The sequence below is a fragment of the Nocardioides islandensis genome (assembly GCF_015352455.1).
Classification (GTDB): Bacteria; Actinomycetota; Actinomycetes; order Propionibacteriales; family Nocardioidaceae; genus Nocardioides; species Nocardioides islandensis.
The window spans coordinates 1,048,563-1,067,239 of the sequence record NZ_JADKPN010000001.1; the positions used below are offsets into that span (position 1 = coordinate 1,048,563).

The 18,677-nt window shown below is 72.6% G+C and carries 18 protein-coding genes; 15 read left to right on the plus strand and 3 right to left on the minus strand.

Going from position 1 to position 18,677, the window contains the following annotated elements; translation table 11 throughout:
* Positions 1–83: 83 nt before the first annotated feature.
* Complete coding sequence (locus ISU07_RS05160) at positions 84–962, minus strand: HAD family hydrolase (protein WP_407671366.1); 879 nt, start codon at positions 960–962, stop codon at positions 84–86.
* A 78-nt stretch (positions 963–1,040) separates the two neighbouring features.
* On the opposite strand from ISU07_RS05160, the gene ISU07_RS05165 reads away from it, so the two are divergent.
* From ISU07_RS05165 to hemB, 7 genes are all read left to right on the plus strand, one after another.
* Positions 1,041–2,621 carry a class I adenylate-forming enzyme family protein gene (locus ISU07_RS05165; protein ID WP_194705609.1) on the plus strand — a complete coding sequence of 527 codons (1,581 nt, stop codon included), beginning with the start codon at positions 1,041–1,043 and terminating at the stop codon, positions 2,619–2,621.
* Positions 2,618–2,875: a glutaredoxin family protein gene (locus ISU07_RS05170; protein WP_323742438.1), complete on the plus strand. Its 258-nt coding sequence runs from the start codon at positions 2,618–2,620 to the stop codon at positions 2,873–2,875. Before ISU07_RS05165 ends, ISU07_RS05170 begins: the two co-directional genes overlap by 4 nt.
* A 101-nt stretch (positions 2,876–2,976) precedes the next feature.
* Entirely contained in the window at positions 2,977–3,633 is a 657-nt protein-coding gene (locus tag ISU07_RS05175; protein WP_194705610.1) for a redox-sensing transcriptional repressor Rex, read from the plus strand.
* 161 nt (positions 3,634–3,794) lie between these two features.
* Positions 3,795–5,066 carry a glutamyl-tRNA reductase gene (locus tag ISU07_RS05180; protein WP_194705611.1) on the plus strand — a complete coding sequence of 424 codons (1,272 nt, stop codon included), beginning with the start codon at positions 3,795–3,797 and terminating at the stop codon, positions 5,064–5,066.
* Positions 5,063–6,010 (plus strand): hydroxymethylbilane synthase, encoded by a 948-nt coding sequence (gene hemC, locus ISU07_RS05185; RefSeq protein ID WP_194705612.1) that lies wholly within the window; start codon positions 5,063–5,065, stop codon positions 6,008–6,010. Before ISU07_RS05180 ends, hemC begins: the two co-directional genes overlap by 4 nt.
* A 3-nt stretch (positions 6,011–6,013) precedes the next feature.
* Positions 6,014–7,693 carry a bifunctional uroporphyrinogen-III C-methyltransferase/uroporphyrinogen-III synthase gene (locus ISU07_RS05190; RefSeq protein WP_194705613.1) on the plus strand — a complete coding sequence of 560 codons (1,680 nt, stop codon included), beginning with the start codon at positions 6,014–6,016 and terminating at the stop codon, positions 7,691–7,693.
* A 114-nt stretch (positions 7,694–7,807) separates the two neighbouring features.
* Positions 7,808–8,728 carry a porphobilinogen synthase gene (gene hemB, locus ISU07_RS05195; protein WP_456093960.1) on the plus strand — a complete coding sequence of 307 codons (921 nt, stop codon included), beginning with the start codon at positions 7,808–7,810 and terminating at the stop codon, positions 8,726–8,728.
* Positions 8,729–8,911: 183 nt separating this feature from the next.
* Here the strand turns inward: hemB and ISU07_RS05200 are convergent, their stop codons facing one another.
* Positions 8,912–10,153, minus strand: coding sequence for a lytic transglycosylase domain-containing protein (locus tag ISU07_RS05200; protein ID WP_194705614.1), 1,242 nt, complete (start codon positions 10,151–10,153; stop codon positions 8,912–8,914).
* 211 nt (positions 10,154–10,364) lie between these two features.
* On the opposite strand from ISU07_RS05200, the gene hemL reads away from it, so the two are divergent.
* From hemL to ISU07_RS05235, 7 genes are read left to right on the plus strand one after another with little or no spacing between them, the layout of a single operon-like run.
* Positions 10,365–11,684, plus strand: a complete 1,320-nt coding sequence (hemL, locus tag ISU07_RS05205) for a glutamate-1-semialdehyde 2,1-aminomutase (protein WP_194705615.1) — start codon at positions 10,365–10,367, stop codon at positions 11,682–11,684.
* Positions 11,681–12,367 carry a histidine phosphatase family protein gene (locus ISU07_RS05210; RefSeq protein WP_194705616.1) on the plus strand — a complete coding sequence of 229 codons (687 nt, stop codon included), beginning with the start codon at positions 11,681–11,683 and terminating at the stop codon, positions 12,365–12,367. The genes hemL and ISU07_RS05210 overlap by 4 nt, the downstream gene beginning before the upstream one ends.
* A 38-nt stretch (positions 12,368–12,405) precedes the next feature.
* Positions 12,406–12,951 (plus strand): TlpA family protein disulfide reductase, encoded by a 546-nt coding sequence (locus ISU07_RS05215; protein WP_194705617.1) that lies wholly within the window; start codon positions 12,406–12,408, stop codon positions 12,949–12,951.
* Positions 12,944–13,705: a cytochrome c biogenesis CcdA family protein gene (locus ISU07_RS05220; RefSeq protein ID WP_194705618.1), complete on the plus strand. Its 762-nt coding sequence runs from the start codon at positions 12,944–12,946 to the stop codon at positions 13,703–13,705. Before ISU07_RS05215 ends, ISU07_RS05220 begins: the two co-directional genes overlap by 8 nt.
* Complete coding sequence (gene resB, locus ISU07_RS05225; protein WP_323742439.1) at positions 13,702–15,303, plus strand: cytochrome c biogenesis protein ResB; 1,602 nt, start codon at positions 13,702–13,704, stop codon at positions 15,301–15,303. Before ISU07_RS05220 ends, resB begins: the two co-directional genes overlap by 4 nt.
* Positions 15,300–16,310, plus strand: coding sequence for a c-type cytochrome biogenesis protein CcsB (gene ccsB / locus ISU07_RS05230; RefSeq protein WP_194705619.1), 1,011 nt, complete (start codon positions 15,300–15,302; stop codon positions 16,308–16,310). The genes resB and ccsB overlap by 4 nt, the downstream gene beginning before the upstream one ends.
* Before the next feature lie 14 nt (positions 16,311–16,324).
* Positions 16,325–18,019: a sulfatase family protein gene (locus ISU07_RS05235; RefSeq protein WP_194705620.1), complete on the plus strand. Its 1,695-nt coding sequence runs from the start codon at positions 16,325–16,327 to the stop codon at positions 18,017–18,019.
* Between the two features lie 62 nt (positions 18,020–18,081).
* On the opposite strand, the gene ISU07_RS05240 is transcribed toward ISU07_RS05235, so the two are convergent.
* Entirely contained in the window at positions 18,082–18,291 is a 210-nt protein-coding gene (locus ISU07_RS05240) for a hypothetical protein (protein WP_194705776.1), read from the minus strand.
* Positions 18,292–18,335: 44 nt separating this feature from the next.
* Here ISU07_RS05240 and ISU07_RS05245 point away from each other — a divergent pair, with 44 nt between their 5' ends.
* The gene (locus ISU07_RS05245) at positions 18,336–18,596 is read left to right on the plus strand and encodes a DUF4229 domain-containing protein (protein WP_323742440.1); all 261 of its coding nucleotides are present in this window, start codon (positions 18,336–18,338) and stop codon (positions 18,594–18,596) included.
* Positions 18,597–18,677: the final 81 nt, after the last annotated feature.

Consider the following 18,677-nt stretch of genomic DNA (forward strand, 5'->3'; position numbering starts at 1 on the left):
TTCCCTGATACCGCTTACCCCAAGCAGGGTAAGTGGGTGGGAGACGGTTGGGAACCTGAATCGGGGTGAAGTGGCCCAGCCCACTAGCCCTGTCGGGGTCGTCCGCGCAGCGCGACGGCGGCCGCCACGGCCCCGGTGACCCCGCCGGCGACGGTGCCGGCCACCAGCCCGGCGCGGGCCGCCTTCCGGCCGGTCCGGTAGTCGTAGACCCGCCAGCCGTTGGCCCGCGCGTGCGCCCGCAGGCGGGCGTCGGGGTTGATCGCGAACGCGTGCCCGACCACCGAGAGCATGGGCAGGTCGTTGGCCGAGTCGGAGTACGCCGAGCAGCGGGTGAGGTCGAGCCCCTCCCGCGCCGCGAGGGCGGTGACCGCCTCCGCCTTCGCGGGCCCGTGCAGCATCGAGCCCACCAGCCGTCCGGTGTAGACGCCGTCGACGTGCTCCGCGACGGTGCCCAGGGCGCCGGTGAGCCCGAGCCGGCGGGCGATGATGCGGGCGATCTCGATGGGTGCCGCGGTCACCAGCCAGACACGCTGGCCCTGGTCGAGGTGCAGCTGCGCCAGGGCACGGGTGCCCGGCCAGATCCTGCCGGCCATCGCCTCGTCGAAGATCTCCTCGCCGAGCTGCTCGAGCTCCAGCACGGTGTGGCCCTGGATGAACGCCAGCGCGGAGGCCTCGGCGTCGGCGACGTGGCCGGGGTCCTCGACGCCCACCAGCCGGAACTTGGCCTGCTTCCAGGCCGCGGCGGCGATCTCGCGGCTGGTGAAGAAGCGCCGGCGGTACAGACCGCGGGCCAGGTAGAAGATGCTCGCGCCCTGCATCAGCGTGTTGTCGACGTCGAAGAACGCCGCCGCCTGCGGGTCCAGCGGCACCGCCAGGGCGTCCTCGACCTCGGCGCTCGACAAGGCCGCCTCCCCGGACATCGAGGAGCGTCGCTGGAGGTCCACGCGGCGCGGTGCGGGCACACCGGAAGGGTACCCAGGGCGCGGCCTCACCTGTGTGGTTCCACCTCCGCGTGAGAGGCCCTGTGGAACCATGGACGGATGTCCCTGGAGCCGTCCCACGAGCGGGCGCAGCCCCACCTGGTCGCCGACCTGGTGGCCCTGGCGGCCGCTCGCGACGGGGCTCGCGCAGCCCTCGTGGAGGCGTCCGGCAGGCGGCTGACCTGGGGCGACCTGGAGACGGAGGTCGGCCGGGTGGCCGGCGGTCTCGGGCGGGTCGGCCTGGTCGCGGGCCAGCGCGTGCTGCTGGTGCTGGGCAACCGGATCGAGCTCGTCACGACGTACCTCGCCGCCCTCCGCGCGCAGCTCGTCGCGGTCCCCGTGAACCCCAGGGCCAAGGTCGAGGAGCTGGCCTGGATGATCGCCGACTCCGGCGCCCGCGTGGTCGTCGCAGACGCGGCGACCGTGGCGGACGCGCGCGCGGCAGTCGCGATCGTGCGCGAGGCCGGAGATCGCGGGCCGACCCTGGTCGTCGTCGACTCCGAGCCGCTCGACGGCGAGCTCTCGTTCGACGCGGTCCGCGCCGGCGAGCCGGCCACCATCCCCGCCCGCCCGGAGCCCGAGACCCTGGCCTGCCTCCTCTACACCGGCAGCAGCGCCGAGCGGCCCCGCGCCGCGATGCTCACCCACCGGGCCCTGCTGGCGAACCTCGACCAGACCGCGGCCGTCGACCCGCCGATGATGCGCGCCGACGACGTGGTGCTCGGCGTCGTCCCGCTCTTCCACGTCTACGGGCTGAACGCCGTCCTCGGCGGGGTCCTCCGCCAGTGCGCGACTCTCGTGCTCACCGACCACTTCGACCCGCGGGGCACCCTCGACGTCGTCGTGGAGCACGGCGTGACGATCGTGCCGGTCGCGCCGGCGGTGTTCCCGCACTGGTTGTCGCTGCCCGACCTGGACGCGTTGCTGCACTCGGTGCGCCTGGTGCTCTCCGGCTCGGCGCCGCTGTCGCGGGCCGTGGTCGAGGAGTTCCTGACCCGGACCGGCGTGCCGGTCCACCAGGGGTACGGGCTCACCGAGGCCGCGCCCGTCGTCACCAGCACCCTGGCCCCGACCCACCCCGTGCCCGGCTCCCTCGGTGCGGCACTGCCCGGAGTCGACCTCCGCCTGGTCGACGACCTCGGGCTCGAGCCCGAGCCCGGCGACCCCGGTGAGATCCAGGTCCGGGGCGCCAACCTCTTCAGCGGCTACTGGCCCGACGGCTCGGACGGGCCGGGCGCCGACGGCTGGTGGTCCACCGGCGACGTCGGGTTCCTCGACGACGGCGGCGACCTGTTCCTCGTCGACAGAGCGGCCGAGGTCGTGGTCGTCGCCGGCTTCAGGGTCTACCCCTCGGAGGTCGAGGAGGTCGTCGCACGAGTGCCCGGTGTCGAGGAGGTGGCCGTCATCGGCGCCCCGTCCGACCGCGGCTCCGACGTCGTCGCGTACGTCCGCGCGCCCGCTGCCGACCCGGATGCCGTCGTGGACGCCGTACGCCGGCGGTGCGAGGCCGACCTGGCCGGGTTCAAGCGGCCGTCGCGGATCGAGGTCGTCGACGACCTCCCCACCACGCTCGCGGGACGGGTGCGCAAGGGCACGCTGCGCCAGCTCGAGCGCCGTCGGGCGTTGGGGATCCTCGAGTGACGGTTCGCGGCACCCCCCGGGTGACCATGTACGGCCGCCCCGGCTGCCACCTCTGCGAGCAGGCGGCCGAGGTCATCGCCCGGGTCTGCGCCGACCTCGGGGAGGAGTGGGTCGAGATCTCGGTCGACGACGACCCGGCACTGCGCGAGGAGTACGGCGAGGAGGTCCCGGTGACGCTGGTCGACGGCCGTCGCCACGACTTCTGGCGGGTCGACGAGACCCGGCTCCGGGAGGCGCTCACCCGCACGCCGTGAGGCTTGTCTCACCTCGTCCGTCCAGTTTGTTCTCACGTTCACAAAGTGCTTACAGTGATCGGGCCGTGCGAGATCGTCGACCGCCGGCTGGAGAGAAGACCGTGACGGCCAAAGCGACCAGCGAGAGCGCCCGGGACATCCCCGAGGCGACCGTGGCACGGCTCCCCGTCTACCTGCGGGCCCTGGTGACGCTGAGCGAGTCCGGCACCGCCACCTGCTCCAGCGAGGAGCTCGCGGCCGCGGCCGGCGTCAACAGTGCCAAGCTCCGCAAGGACCTGTCCTACCTCGGCAGCTACGGCACGCGCGGGGTCGGGTACGACGTGGACTACCTGCGCTACCAGATCGCCCGCGAGATCGGCCAGACCCAGGACTGGCCGGTCGTCATCGTCGGCATCGGCAACCTGGGCCACGCGCTGGCCAACTACTCCGGCTTCCGCAGCCGCGGGTTCCGGGTGGTCGCGCTGCTCGACGCCGACCCCGACCGGCACCACGAGGTGGTCGCCGGCGTCGACGTACGCCCCTTCGACGACCTCGAGAAGATCGTCGCCGCGCAGGGCGTGGCCATCGGCGTGATCGCGACCCCGGCGAACGCCGCCCAGGACGTCGCGGACCGGATGGTCGCCGCCGGTGTCCGCAGCATCCTCAACTTCGCTCCTGTGGTGCTGAACGTCCCGGAGGGCGTGGACGTGCGCAAGGTCGACCTGTCGATCGAGCTGCAGATCCTCGCCTACCACGAGCAGCGGAAGGCCAATGCCTGAATGACGACCCATCCCAGGGGCAGACCCGCTGCGCGCCGCCCGGCATCCCGCCTGGCTGCGTTGTCGTCGACTCGCAGGAGATCGCCTACAGCTTCGCTCCTCCGCCTTGCCAGACGGGCGCCGGACGCCGCTCGCTGGGCCACCCCCTGGGACGGGTCGTCATGAGCGTCCTCGTCGTCGGCATCTCCCACCGCTCCGCGCCGGTCGCGCTGCTGGAGCGGGTGGCGGTCGACGCCGAGGGGGCGGCCCAGCTGGCCAAGGACGTCGCGGCCGGCGAGCACGTCGTGGAGGCCGCGGTGATCGCGACGTGCAACCGGCTGGAGATCTACGCCGACGTGGACCGGTTCCACGGCAGCGTCGAGGAGCTGTCCGGGCTCCTCGTCGAGCGTGCCGGCCGATCCACCGAGGCGCTGCTCCCGCACCTGTACGTGCACTACGACGACGGCGCCGTCTCGCACCTCTTCCAGGTCGCGGCCGGGCTGGACTCGATGGCCGTCGGCGAGGCGCAGATCCTCGGCCAGACCCGGGACGCGCTCGCGCGTGGCCAGGAGGCCGGCACGGTCGGCCCGGCCCTCAACGTGCTCTTCCAGCAGGCGCTGCGCGTCGGCAAGCGTGCCCACGCCGAGACCGGCATCGACCAGGCCGCGCCCACCTTGGTGTCCGCGGCCCTGGACCGGGTCGGGCACGCGGTGGGGCGTCGTACGGTCGTGGTCGGCGCCGGTTCGATCGCCGCGCTCGCGACGGCCACGCTGGTACGCCGCGGCGCGACCGACGTGGTCGTCGTCAACCGCACCCCCGACCGCGGCTCGCGGCTGGCCGCCGAGCACGGCGTGCGGGCCGCAGCGCTGGCCGACCTGGCCGCCGAGGTGGCCGACGCCGACCTGGTCGTGGCCTGCACCGGGTCCACCGGCGTGCTGCTGACGACCGAGATGGTCGCGCGCCTCGGCCGGCCGCTGGACGTCATCGACCTCGCCCTGCCCCACGACGTCGAGCCCGGCGTCGGCGCACTGCCGGGCGTCACCCTGGTGACCCTCGCCGACCTGGCCGACGAGCTCGCCGGCAGCGACGCGGGCGCCGAGGTCGACGCGGTGCGCGACATCGTCACCCAGGAGGTGTCGGCGTTCCTGACCGCCCGCCGGCAGCAGAGCGTCACCCCGACCGTCGTCGCGCTGCGCTCGATGGCGACCGGGGTCGTGGACGCCGAGCTCGCGCGGCTGATGGCCCGGCTGCCCGACCTCGACGACGCGACGCGAGCCGAGGTGCTGCGCAGCCTGCGCCGGGTCGCCGACAAGCTGCTGCACCAGCCGACCGTCCGGGTCCGCGAGCTGGCCAACGAGGAAGGGGCCGTGTCGTACGCCGCCGCCCTCGCCGAGCTCTTCGCCCTCGACCCCGACGCCGTGGAGGCCGTCACCCGGCCGGAGGGTCTCGCATGAGCGACGGCGTGATCCGGATCGGGACGCGGGCCTCGCTGCTGGCCACCACCCAGTCGAGGCTGGTGGCGGACCTGATCGAGAAGCACCTGGGCCGCGAGACCGAGCTGGTCGAGGTGACCACCGAGGGCGACCGGTCCAGCGCGTCGCTGGCCACGATCGGCGGGACCGGCGTCTTCGTCAGCGCGCTGCGGGAGGCACTCTTCGCGGGTCACGTCGACGTCGCCGTGCACTCGCTCAAGGACCTGCCCACCGCACCCGACCCGCGGATCGAGCTGGCCGCCGTACCTCCCCGCGAGGACCCCCGCGACGTCGTCGTGGCCCGTGACGGGCTGACCCTGGGCGAGCTGCCCGTCGGCAGCCGCGTCGGCACCGGCGCGCCGCGCCGCGCCGCCCAGCTGCACGCGCTCGGCCTCGGCCTGGAGATCGTGGACATCCGCGGCAACGTCGACACCCGGATCGGGAAGGTGCGGTCGGGCGAGTACGACGCGGTCGTGCTCGCCCGCGCCGGCCTGGCGCGCATCGGGCGGCTCCACGAGGCCACCGAGGTGCTCGACCCGCTCCAGGTGCTGCCCGCTCCCGGCCAGGGCGCGCTGGCCGTCGAGTGCCGCTCCCTGGACACCGAGCTGCTCAGCGACCTGGCCGTGCTCGACGACGCAGGCACCCGCGCCGCGGTCACCGCGGAGCGCTCCGTCTTGGCCACGCTCGAGGGCGGGTGCAGCGCGCCGATCGGCGCCATGGCCGAGGTGGCCGAGGGCGACGACGGCCTCGAGCTGTGGGTCCGGGCCGTCGCGCTGTCGCCCGACGGCACGCTCGCGGTCCGGATGTCGGCCACCGGAACCCTCCAGGAGGCCGCCGATTTGGGCGCACGGCTCGCACGCGACATGCTCGCCGAAGGAGCGGGCGAGCTCACCGACGCACCGGCAGAAACAGTGAGAAGGCAGTAACGCATGACGCGAGGCAAGACCAGCAACGACCAGACGCCCCCGCAGATGTCCCCGCAGACGTCACAGCGCGGATGGGTGGCCTTCGTGGGCAGCGGGCCGGGTGACCCGGGCCTCCTCACGCTCCGTGCCGTCGAGCTCCTGCACGAGGCCGACGTGGTCATCACCGAGTCGGCCGACCACGAGGCGCTGGTGCGCTCCGTGCTCGGCGGCCGGTCCGGGGTCCAGTCCGGTGGGGCGACCGAGGACGGCCCCGAGCTCGTCGACGGTGGCTTCGGCGAGGACGGCCAGCCGCTCACGCACGCCGCCCGCGCGAAGGTGGTCGTGAAGCAGGCCAAGCGCGGTCTGCGCGTCGTCCGGCTGATGACAGGGGACCCCTTCGTCTACTCGTCCGGTCCCGAGGAGGCGCTCGCCTGCGTCAAGGCGGGCCTCGCCTTCGAGATCGTGCCCGGCGTCTCGGCGCTGGGTTCCGTGCCGGCGTACGCCGGTGTCCCGCTGACCACCAAGGACCACCGCGAGCTGACCGTCGTGTCGTGCCGCGAGAAGGTCGACTGGAGCCGGTACATCGACCAGGACACGCTCGTCCTGCTGTCGGCCGTGGGCGGCATCGCCGACATCGCCAAGCAGTTGGTGGCCGCCGGGCGCGAGCCGAGCACGCCGGTCATGATGACCCGCGCCGGCACCACGACCGAGCAGGCCACGGTCGTCTCCACGCTCGACCGGATCGCCGCCGACGCCCGCGCCGCGCGGATGTCGCCGCCGGCGGTCACCGTCGTCGGTGACGTCGTCGACGCGCGCGACCAGCTGTCCTGGTTCGAGACCAAGCCGCTGTTCGGGTGGCGCGTCCTGGTGCCGCGCACCAAGGAGCAGGCGGGCACGCTGTCGCAGCGGCTGCGCGGCTACGGCGCGGTGCCCGAGGAGGTGCCGACGATCTCCGTCGAGCCGCCGCGCAACCCGCTGCAGATGGACAAGGCCGTCCGCGGCCTGGTCGAGGGCCGCTACGAGTGGATCGCCTTCACCTCGGTCAACGCCGTGAAGGCGGTGCGCGAGAAGTTCGAGGAGTACGGCCTCGACGCCCGCGCCTTCTCCGGACTCAAGATCGCCGCGGTCGGCGACAAGACCGCCCAGGCCATCGCCGACTGGGGCCTGCGCGCCGACCTCGTGCCGTCGGGCGAGCAGTCCGCGGCCGGGCTGCTCGAGGACTGGCCGGAGTACGACGAGCTGCTCGACCCGATCAACCGGGTCTTCCTGCCGCGCGCGGACATCGCGACCGAGAACCTCGTCGCTGGACTGATCGACCTCGGTTGGGAGTGCGACGACGTGACGGCGTACCGGACCGTCCGTGCGGCCCCGCCGCCGGCGCCGACCCGCGACGCGATCAAGGCCGGCAAGTTCGACGCGGTCGTGTTCACGTCGTCCTCGACGGTGCGCAACCTGGTCGGCATCGCCGGCAAGCCGCACCCGTCGACGGTGATCGCGGTGATCGGCCCGGCCACGGCCAAGACCGCGGAGGAGCACGGCCTGCGGGTCGACGTCCTGGCCCCCAAGCCGGACGTCGAGGTGCTGGCCGAGGCGCTCGCCGACTTCGGCGCCGCGCGCCGGCTCTCGATGCTCGACGCCGGCCAGCCGGTCGCCAAGCCGTCGGAGCGCAAGCCCGCCTCGCGGCGCAAGGCCACGGCGAAGTAGCGCAACGAGACGACCAGCGAGACGACCTTGAGCGACCTGCCGGCCGACGCCACGGGGATCACGCCCCCGGTCGTCAGGCCGCGCCGGTTGCGCACGACCCCCGCGCTGCGCCGGATGGTCGCCGAGACCGCGGTACGCCCCGGCCAGCTGGTGCTGCCGCTGTTCGTGCGCGAGGGCATCTCCGCGCCGGTCCCCGTCTCGTCGATGCCCGGCGTCGTCCAGCACTCGCGGTCCTCGCTGCTGAAGGCCGCGCACGAGGCGGCGTCGTTGGGCCTGGGCGGGCTGATGCTGTTCGGCATCCCGGAGTCCAAGGACGCGACCGGCTCGGGTGGGATCGACCCGGCCGGGATCCTCAACCTCGCGATCACCGACGTGGTCGCCGAGGTCGGCGACGCGCTGACGGTGATGAGCGACCTCTGCCTCGACGAGTTCACCGACCACGGCCACTGCGGCGTGCTCACCCCGGACGGGCGCGTCGACAACGACCGCACCCTCGCGGCGTACGCCCAGATGGCGCTCGCCCAGGCCGAGTCCGGCGTCGACATGGTCGGTCCCAGCGGGATGATGGACGGCCAGGTCGGCGTGGTACGTGCGGCCCTGGACGCCGCCGAGCACCAGGACGTGGGGATCCTGGCCTACTCCGCCAAGTACGCCTCCGCCTTCTTCGGCCCGTTCCGCGAGGCCGTCTCGTCGTCGCTGATCGGTGACCGGCGTACCTACCAGCAGGACCCCGCCAATGCCCTCGAGGGCGTGCGCGAGGCGCTGCTCGACGTGGAGCAGGGCGCTGACGTGGTGATGGTGAAGCCGGCGCTCGGGTACCTCGACGTCATCCGCCGGGTCCGCGACGCGGTCACCGTGCCCGTTGCGGCGTACAACGTCTCCGGCGAGTACGCCATGGTCGAGGCCGCCGCCGCGAACGGCTGGATCGACCGCGAGCCCGCCATCGTGGAGGCTCTCACCTCCATCCACCGCGCCGGCGCCGACGTGATCCTCACGTACTGGGCCGCGGAAGCCGCCCGCCTCCTCGACCGCTGACCCGACGGCCGAGTTGCGTGCCGGGCACGACCGAGTTGCGCCCCGGGCACGGCCGAGTTGCGTCCCGGGCACGACCGAGCATGTGCCGGAGGCGCAACTCGCACGTACCGGAGGCGCAACTCGCGCGTGCCGGGGGCGCAATTCGCACGTACCGGGGGCGCAACTCGGCGCGAAGGCGTCCGGTCAGCCGCCGGTGAGCGACGCGACGCACTGGTCGAAGGCGTCGTTGTTGTTCAGCGGGTTGTCGACGAGGCCCTGGGCGGTGCACTGCACGATCGCGTCGGCCAGCGACAGGATCGGGGTGAGGATGGTGGTGGGCAGCTCGGTCGGCAGGACCGTCGGCAGCTCGGTCGGCAGGATCGTCGGCACGGCCGTGGTCGGCGCGACGGTCGGGGTCTTGGTCGGCAGGACGCTGGTCGGGCCGGCGGTCGGCTGAGGCGTCGACGCGGTCGTCGGGCCGGCGGTCGGGCCGCTGGTCGGCGTGGGTGTCGGCTTCTTGGTCGGGGTGGCCTTGGTGGTCGGGCCCTTGGTCGGCTCCGGGGAGGCGGTCGGGTGCCCGCCACCTCCACCACCACCGCCGCCGCCGGTCGGGTCGCCGGGCGGCAGCGAAGCGCCGCCGCCGTAGGTGCCGTTGGGGACGGAGGTGAACTCGCCGTCGACGTACGCCTGATAGAAGGCGAGCACGAGGTCGACGTACTCCTGGCTGTGGTTGTAGCGGAACACCGACGTCCGGCGACCCTCGTCGGTGCTGAGGTCGTCATTGCCGGAGCAGAGGTACACCGCGGTGGCCAGCGCCGCGTCGTCGATGTCCTGCGGGTTGCGCTGGCCGTCGCCGTCGGAGTCCACGCCCACGATCGACCAGGTCGAGGGGATGAACTGCATCGGGCCGACGGCCCGGTCGTTCGCCGTGTCGCCGTCGAGGGCGCCGCCGTCGGTGTCCGCGATGGTCGTGGTGTCGTGGGTGCCGTCGAGCGGGAGGCCGTAGATCGGTGGCGCGGCGAGTCCGGCGCTGGTCAGGTGGCTGCCGTGGACGCTGCCGTGGTTGGACTCGACGCGGCCGATGGCGGCAACGAGCTGCCAGGGCAGGTGGCAGGTGGTGTCGGCGGCGTTGATGACGGTCTCGGCGCGCTGGTAGGCCGCCAGCGCGGCGGACGGGATGCCGTTGGTCGCCGCGTTGAGGACGGCCTCCTGCGGGTCGCCATTGATGCCGGGCGCGAGCTTGCTGGAGCCGGTGAGGCTGGCGGGGGCCTCGATGGCCTCCTCGGGGACGGTGCTGCCGTCGGGCAGCGTGCCGCCGTCCGCGGACGTGGCGGTGCTGCCGGTGAGGCCGACGCCGACGATGCTCACGCTCCACGCTGCGGACAGCAGCGCGAGCGGCACCAGCGTCGCCGCCTTCTGGAGGCGGCCGAACCTCGCCTCACTCATCTGTTCACTCCCTCAACGCTCGACACACCCGGGGGGCTCCCTCCCCGCGCGGGCAGCCCTCCAACGAGGGAAGTTACCCACGGGTTACGTCGGCCAATCCTGGATGTGACCTGGGTCACACCGAGGGACCCAGGTCGTTCCACCATACGGTTGTTCCGGGCGGCGCGGAGGCCGATGTGAACTCTCACCCACCGTTGGGGACAATGAGCCGGTGACCCCGCCGCCCCGCCCCACCGAACGATCCGAGGCGTTGTTCGCCCGGGCCCAGGCGGTGACGCCGGGTGGCGTGAACTCCCCGGTCCGCGCGTTCAACGCCGTCGGCGGCACGCCCCGCTTCATCCGGTCCGGCCGCGGCGCGTGGCTGACCGACGTCGACGGGAACGAGTACGTCGACCTGGTCTGCTCCTGGGGCGCCCTGCTGCTCGGCCACGCGCACCCCGAGGTGCAGGAGGCGATCGCCGCCGCGGTCGCCCGCGGCACGTCGTACGGCACCCCCACCGAGCCTGAGGTCGAGCTGGCCGAGGAGATCGTCGGGCGTACGCCGATCGAGCGGGTCCGCTTCGTCTCCTCGGGCACCGAGGCCACCATGTCCGCGATCCGGCTGGCCCGCGGCTTCACCGGCCGCGACGTCGTGGTGAAGTTCGCCGGCTGCTACCACGGTCACGTCGACTCGCTGCTGGCCGCCGCGGGCAGCGGCGTCGCGACGTTCGCGATCCCCGGCACCCCCGGCGTACCGGCCTCCTCGACCGAGCTGACCATCGTGCTGCCCTACAACGACCGCGCGGCCGTCGACGAGGTGTTCGCCGCCCACGGCGACCGCATCGCGTGCGTGATCACCGAGGCGGCGCCCGGCAACATGGGCGTGGTCCCGCCGCTGCCGGGGTTCAACGCACACCTGGCCGAGACCTGCGCCGCGCACGGGGCGCTGTTCATCAGCGACGAGGTGATGACCGGCTTCCGGGCCGGCAAGCTCGGGCAGTGGGGCCTCGACGGCGCCGTCGAGGGCTGGCGCCCCGACCTGATGACCTTCGGCAAGGTGATGGGCGGCGGCCTGCCGGCGGCGGCGTTCGGCGGCCGTGCCGACGTGATGGGCCACCTGGCGCCGGAGGGGCCGGTCTACCAGGCGGGCACGCTCTCGGGGAACCCCGTCGCCACCACCGCCGGCCTGGCGACCCTCCGGCTGGCGACCGACGAGGTCTACGAGCGGATCTCCCTGGTCGCCGAGACCCTCGGCACCGCCGCCGGCAAGGCGCTGGCGGATGCGGGCGTGCCGCACGTGGTCCAGGCGACGGGCACGATGTTCTCGGTCTTCTTTACCGGCGAGACCGTGACGGACTTCGCCGCCGCGTCGACGCAGGACACCGCGGCGTACGCCGCGTTCTTCCACGCCATGCTCGACCGCGGCGTGCACCTCCCGCCGTCGGCGTACGAAGCGTGGTTCGTCTCCAGCGCCCACGACGACGCCGCCGTCGAGGCCGTGCTCGAGGCGCTCCCGTACGCCGCCCACGCGGCCGCCGAGGTGGGTCGGTGACCGCTAGCCGAACGCCTGGGACGATCGTCCACCTGCTGCGCCACGGCGAGGTGCACAACCCGGAGGGGATCCTCTACGGCCGCCGGCCCGGGTACCACCTGTCCGAGCTCGGCCGTCGGATGGCCGAGCGGGTCGCCGAGTCCGTGCAGGACCGCGACATCGTGCACATCGGCTCCTCACCGCTGGAGCGCGCCCGGGAGACGGCCGCCCCGCTGGCGAAGCTGACCGGCCTCGAGGTGCACATCGACCCGCGGCTGATCGAGTCCACGAACGTCTTCGAGGGCAAGGCGTTCGGCACCGGCGACGCGACACTGAAGAACCCCCGCAACTGGCGGCACCTGCGCAACCCGCTCAAGCCCTCGTGGGGCGAGCCCTACACCGAGGTCGTGGACCGCATGCTCGGCGCGATCCTCTCCGCGCGGGAGATCGCCCACGGGCACGAGGCGGTGCTGGTCTCCCACCAGCTGCCGATCTGGATCACCCGGCTGTCGGCGGAGAAGCGGTCGTTCCTGCACGACCCGCGCAGGCGCCAGTGCACGCTCTGCTCGCTGACCTCCTTCCACTTCGACGAGAGCGGCCTGGTGCGGGTCTCCTACTCGGAGCCCGCCGGTGACCTGATCCCGGTGCGCGACAAGAACGCCGCGTTCAGCGCGGGCGGAGCGCCCGAGGAGCACAAGCCCTGAGACGTCGCCTCGCCCTGCTCGCCTGTCTGCCGCTGCTGATGGGCGTGACCGCGTGCAACGACCTCGAGGGCACCGGCGACAAGGGGTACGTCACCCAGGACGGCCTGATCGCGACGGTGGCGGTCGACGAGCGCGACCCGGCGATCACCTACGACGGGGAGGACCTGGACGGCCAGGCCCTGTCTCTCGCCGACTACCGCGGCACGGTCGTGGTCGTCTCGGTGTGGGGTTCCTGGTGCGGTCCGTGCCGCAAGGAGGCCCCCTGGGTCGCCGGTGCCGCGGACGAGCTCGGGAGCGACGTCCAGTTCGTCGGCATCAACCTCCGCGACTCCAGCACCGCGCAGGCCCTGGCGTTCGCGCGCAACTTCGGCTTCGGCTTCCCGTCGTTCTACTCGCCCGACGGGCAGGCCCTGTTGGCCTTCCGGGGCGTGCTGGGTCTGCGCTCGATCCCGTCCTTCGTGGTGCTCGACCGCGAGGGCCGGGTGGCCGCCAGCATCATCGGCAAGCTGCCCTCGCAGCAGACGCTGGTCGACCTGACGCAGGACGTCGTCGACGAGGCCAGTGGAGGGCCCCGCGATGGGTGAGTGGTTCCAGGACCAGGCCCTGTCCGGGTCGCTGCTGCTCGCCGTGCCCGTGGCCCTGGTCGCCGGCCTGGTGTCGTTCTTCTCGCCCTGCGTGATCCCGCTGCTGCCGGGGTACCTCTCGTACGCCACCGGCCTCTCCGGGGCCGACCTCGGTGCCGATCCCTCCCTGGGCCGCCGCGGCCGGATGCTCGCGGGGTCGCTGCTGTTCGTGGCCGGGTTCGCGCTCGTCTTCGTGCTGCTCGGCCTGGCGGCCGGCGCGATCGGCGCCTGGCTCGTCGAGTGGAGCGACCAGCTCGCGTTCGGGCTGGGCCTCGTGATGATCCTGCTGGGCCTCGCCTTCGCCGGCTGGCTGCCGTTCACCCAGCGCGAGTGGCGGGTCCACCGGATCCCCGCCGTGGGGCTGGCCGCCGCGCCGCTGATCGGCTTCCTGTTCGGCCTGGGCTGGACGCCGTGCCTCGGTCCGACGCTGGCGGCGATCAACGTGCTGTCGGTGAACGAGGCCACCGCCGAGCGCGGCGCGCTGCTGTCGGGCGTCTACGCACTCGGGCTCGGCATCCCGTTCGTGCTGGCCGCGCTGCTCTACCGTCGCGCGCTCGGTGCGTTCGCCTGGGTACGCCGCCACCAGGTCTGGGTCATGCGGCTCGGGGGCCTGATGCTGATCGCGGTCGGCGTGCTGCTGGTGACGGGCTGGTGGGGCGAGATGGTCACCTGGCTCCAGGTGCACCTGATCCTGGGCACCGAGGTGCCGGTGTGAGCCAGACGAAGCTCCCCGAGGCACACGCCGACGCGCCCGAGCCGGAGCGCCGCACCGGCGAGCTCACCCTGCGCGAGCTGGGCCGGTGGACGTGGCGCCAGCTCACCTCGATGCGCACGGCCCTGGTGCTGCTCCTCCTCCTGGCCCTCGTCGCGATCCCGGGTTCGGTGATCCCGCAGAGCGGCGTGGACTCGCTGAAGACATCGCGCTGGCAGTCCGACCACCCGAAGCTGACGCCGATCTACGAGAAGCTCCAGCTGTTCTCGGTCTACGACTCGCCGTGGTTCGCGGCCATCTACATCCTGCTGATGGTCTCGCTGGTGGGCTGCATCATCCCGCGCACCCTCCTCTACTGGCGGGCGATGCGCGCGGCCCCGCCCGCCGCCCCCCGCAACCTCGACCGGCTGCCGGTGCACACGTCGTACGACGCCACCGACCCGCCCGCCGAGGTGCTGGCGCGTGCGCGCGTATTGCTGAGGAAGCGGCGCTACCGGGTCCTGGACGGCTCCGACCAGGGGTGGGTGGCGGCCGAGCGCGGGTACCTGCGCGAGGCGGGCAACCTGCTGTTCCACCTCGCGGTGGTGCTCGTGCTGGTGGGCTTCGCGATGGGCGGGCTGTTCGGCTACAAGGGCGGCGTGATCCTCGTCGTGGGCAACGGGTTCACCAACGGGCTCACGCAGTACGACGACTTCGACCCGGGCTCGCTGTTCGACCCCTCCTCGATGGAGCCGTTCTCGTTCAAGGTCGACCAGTTCGACGTGCAGTGGATCGACTCCGGGCCGCGGCAGGGGATGGCGCGGGGCTTCAACGCCCACCTGCAGTACCGCGAGAGCCCCGACGCCCCGCAGCAGACCTACGACCTGCGCGTCAACCACCCGCTGAAGATCGGCAACACCGAGGTGTTCCTGATCGGCCACGGCTACGCCCCGGTCATCACCATCCGCGACGGCGACGGCGACATCGCCTACAGCGGGCCGACCGTGTTCCTGCCCGAGGACGCCGGCTTCCGGTCGTTCGGCGTGGTCCCGGCCTACGACGCGAAGCCGACGCCGATCGGGCTCCAGGGCTGGTTCTTCCCGACGTACATCAGCGTCGACGGCAACCCGATGAACCTGATGGGCGACCTGAAGAACCCCGCGATCTCGATGGAGGCGTACGTCGGCGACCTCGGCAACGACGACGGCTCGCCGCAGTCGATCTACGAGCTGGATACCAGCAAGGCCGCCAAGGTGACCAAGGCCGACGGCTCGATGTTCCGCGTGGACCTCTCACCGGGTCAGAGCGTGAAGCTGCCGAACGGCGCAGGGTCGGTGACCTTCGAGGGTGTCGAGCGCTGGACGCGCCTGCAGATCAGCCGGACCCCGGGGATGCACCTCGCTCTCGGAGGCATGGTGGCCGCGCTCGTCGGGCTGCTGCTCTCGCTGTTCATCCGGCCGCGCCGGGTCTGGGTCCGTGCCGACGGGCACACGGTGCAGGTGGCGGGGCTGGACCGCTCGACGGCCGGTGACGTCGGGGCCGAGGTGGAAGAGGTCGTGAAGGGCCTGCGACAGTTGAACGAGCCCGGCCCTCCGGGCCCGGGGGAGAAGGAGCCGGCGTGACGAACCAGTCCTGGGAGACCCTGAGCAACCAGGCGGTCGCGGCCGCCGGGATCGTGTACTTCCTGTCGCTGCTCTCCTACCTCGTCCAGTGGGCCTCGCTGCGCAAGGTGCCGGTCGGCCGCAAGGCCACCGTGAGCGTCGGCGTCGGGGGTCTGCAGGCCGCGGGTCTCGACACGTCGCCCGTTGCTGGCGACGGCTCGACCACCACGAATGCGCGGCGGGTCGAGATGACCGGGCGGCTCGGCCTGATCCTGCTGGGTCTCGCGTGCGCGCTGCACTTCGTCGCCCTGCTCGGCCGGGGCATGGCCGCGGACCCCAACCGCGTGCCCTGGGGCAACATGTACGAGTTCACCCTCTCGGGCACGTTCGTGGTGGCGCTGATCTTCGTGGTCGCCCGCCGCCGGCTGGGCCTCGACTGGGCCGGCCCGATCGTCGCCGCCGTCGTCGTGACGCTGCTCATGGTCGGCGTCATCTGGCTCTACGAGCCCGTCGCCCCGCTGACCGAGGCCCTCAACTCCTACTGGCTGGTGATCCACGTCGTCTCGGCGGTGATCTCGACGGGCGGCTTCACGCTCGGCGGCCTCTGCTCGATCCTCTACCTGGTGAAGGAGCGCAAGGGGCCGACGACCTCGGGCTACCTGTCGCGCGTGCCCGAGCCCGTGGTGCTGGACCGGACGGCGTACCGCCTGCACGCCTTCGCCTTCCCCGTCTGGACGTTCGCGGTGCTCATCACCGGTCCGATCTGGGCGCACCAGGCCTGGTCGTCGTACTGGAACTGGGACCCCAAGGAGGTCTGGGCCTTCATCACGTGGGTCGTGTACGCCGCGTACCTGCACGCCCGCGCGACCGCCGGCTGGCGCGGCCGCAACGCGGCGTACCTCGCCCTCCTCGGCATGGCGACCCTGTGGTTCAACTTCATCGGGATCAACTACTTCTCGACGACGTCGCAGCACTCCTACGCGTCCGGCGCGCCCGCCCTGACCTCGGCGGCTCCCGCACACCGCTGAGGCAGACTGACCGGGTGAGGCGGCTGGCGGCATCCATCGCGGCCGCCGCCCTGGTGGTGACGGCCTGCTCCTCGGGTGCCGGCGACCGTCCCACCGAGCGCGCGCGGGCGGCGTCCTCGGTCCCGCAGGCGCCGACGCCGTTCGTCGCGACCCGGGACCTGCGCCCCAACGACGGCCCGAACATCCTGGTCGTCACGACAGACGACATGCGGTGGGACGAGCTGAGGTACACACCCAACGTGCGCAAGTACGTCACCTCGCGCGGCCTGCTGTTCGAGAACTCCTACGCGCCGAACCCGCTCTGCTGCCCGTCGCGGGCGTCGTTCCTCACGGGCATGTACTCCCACAACCACCACGTCTACAGCCACGAGAAGCCCTACGGGTTCGGGGCGTTCGACGACCACCTGACGGTCGGCACGGTGCTCAACCAGGCGGGGTACCAGACGGCGCTCGTCGGCAAGTACCTCAACGGCTACGGCCGGCAGCCGTCACTGGTGACCGGTGCTTCGTCAGTGACCTACGTTCCCGACGGGTGGACCGACTGGAAGGTCAGCATCGAGCACACCTGGCCGAAGGGGTCGCCGTACGTCGGCGGCACCTACGACTACACGTCGTTCACCCAGAACGTGAACGGGCGCGTCGTGTCGAACCGTGGTCGGTACTCCTCCGACGTCGTCGGTGAGCAGGTGCGGTCGCTGGTCGGGAGGTACGGGAAGGCGGACCACCCGTGGTTCATCTGGGCCACACCGGTCGCGCCGCACTTCGGTGGACCAGGCGAGCCCGACGACCCCCCGAACTACCGGACAGCATCCGGGTACCTGTCGCGGTTCCAGACCCCGGCGCGGCCGGGCTGGGTCAAGGGCCGCTTCGACTCCTCGCTGCGCCGCGCACCCGGCGTCCGGGCGGACGGGAGGCCGGAGGAGAAGGACATCTCCGACAAGCCGGAGTTCCTCCAGAAGGTGCCGGAGATGGTCGGCGTCGAGCGGCAGCGGCTGCTCCAGGTGGCGAGGCAGCGGGCCGAGGCGCTGTACGCCTGGGACGTCCAGTTCGGCCGGATCATGAGGACGCTGAAGAAGACCGGGCAGTACGAGCACACGGTCGTGGTGTTCACCTCCGACAACGGCTACTTCCTCGGCGAGCACCGCCAGCGCACCGGCAAGATCAAGCCGCACGAGCCGTCGCTGCGGGTGCCGCTCGTCGTGGCCGGCCCCGGGATCCCGCACGGCGTCAGGTACGCGCCGATCTCGACCGTCGACCTCACCGCGACGATCGTCGACCTGGCCGGTGCCGCACCGTTGCCGGCCCAGGACGGCCGGTCGGTGGTCCCGGTGTTCGCCCGGGACCGGCCCTGGGACGTGCCCGTCGTGACCGAGGGACTCCAGCACCTCGATCGGTCGCACGCCGGCGGCTTCCCCCAGGGGCTGACCGAGATGGGCCTGCGCACCGGCCGGTACGCCTACTTCCGCTACTCCACCGGCGAGGGGGAGCTCTACGACCTGTTCACCGACCCGCTGGAGCTGCGCTCGCGGTACGACGACCCGGCCTACGCCTCGGTCCGCCGTGACCTCACGCGCCTCTGGAAGCAGTACCGGCTCTGCTCCGGCGACGCCTGCCGGGCACCGCTCCCGGCCAGGTACGTCGTGTCGGACGCCGACCTCGCGGCGCAGGTGGCCAAGGACCGTCGGGCTCGCGCCCGGTACTACGGGTAGTCGCTGGTCGAGGAAGGCGCGCTGGCGCCTGTCACGAGACCCGGTGACCGGGCGGGATGGGCTCAGGGCTCCGGATCGTCGGGGTGGCGGCGCTTGCGCTCGAGATCCCTCAAGAAGTCCAGGTCGTCGTCGGGGGCGATGGGGCGGCGCGGGGCTGGGGGCGGCGAGGGCCGGCGGACGGCTGTGCCCGAGGTGCCGCCGCGCTGGGCCATCCGCACGACCAGGTAGATCGCGAGCGCGATGAGGGCGAGGAGGAACAATCCCTTGAGCACGGATCCAGAGTAGGCCGCGGGTGGTCGCCAACTACCCTGATCCCGTGAAGGAGTTCGTCGTCTACACGCTGATGCGCCTGGTGATGTTCGTGGCGGCGTTCGCGATCGTGGCCGGCATCTGGCTGGCCGTCGCCGGCAGCGTCCCGGTCATGTGGGCACTGGTGATCGCGCTGGCGGTGTCCGGCGTGGCGTCGTACTTCGTGCTCAACCGGCAGCGGGAGCGGTTCGCCCAGCGTGTCGACGAGCGCGCGCGGAAGGCGGCGGCGGCCTTCGAGGCGCTCAAGGCGCGCGAGGACGCCGACTGAGGCGTCCGTCAGCGATCCGAGACGACGGCCCACACGATCACGCCCACGATCACCAGGCCGACGAGGACCAGGGTCATCGCG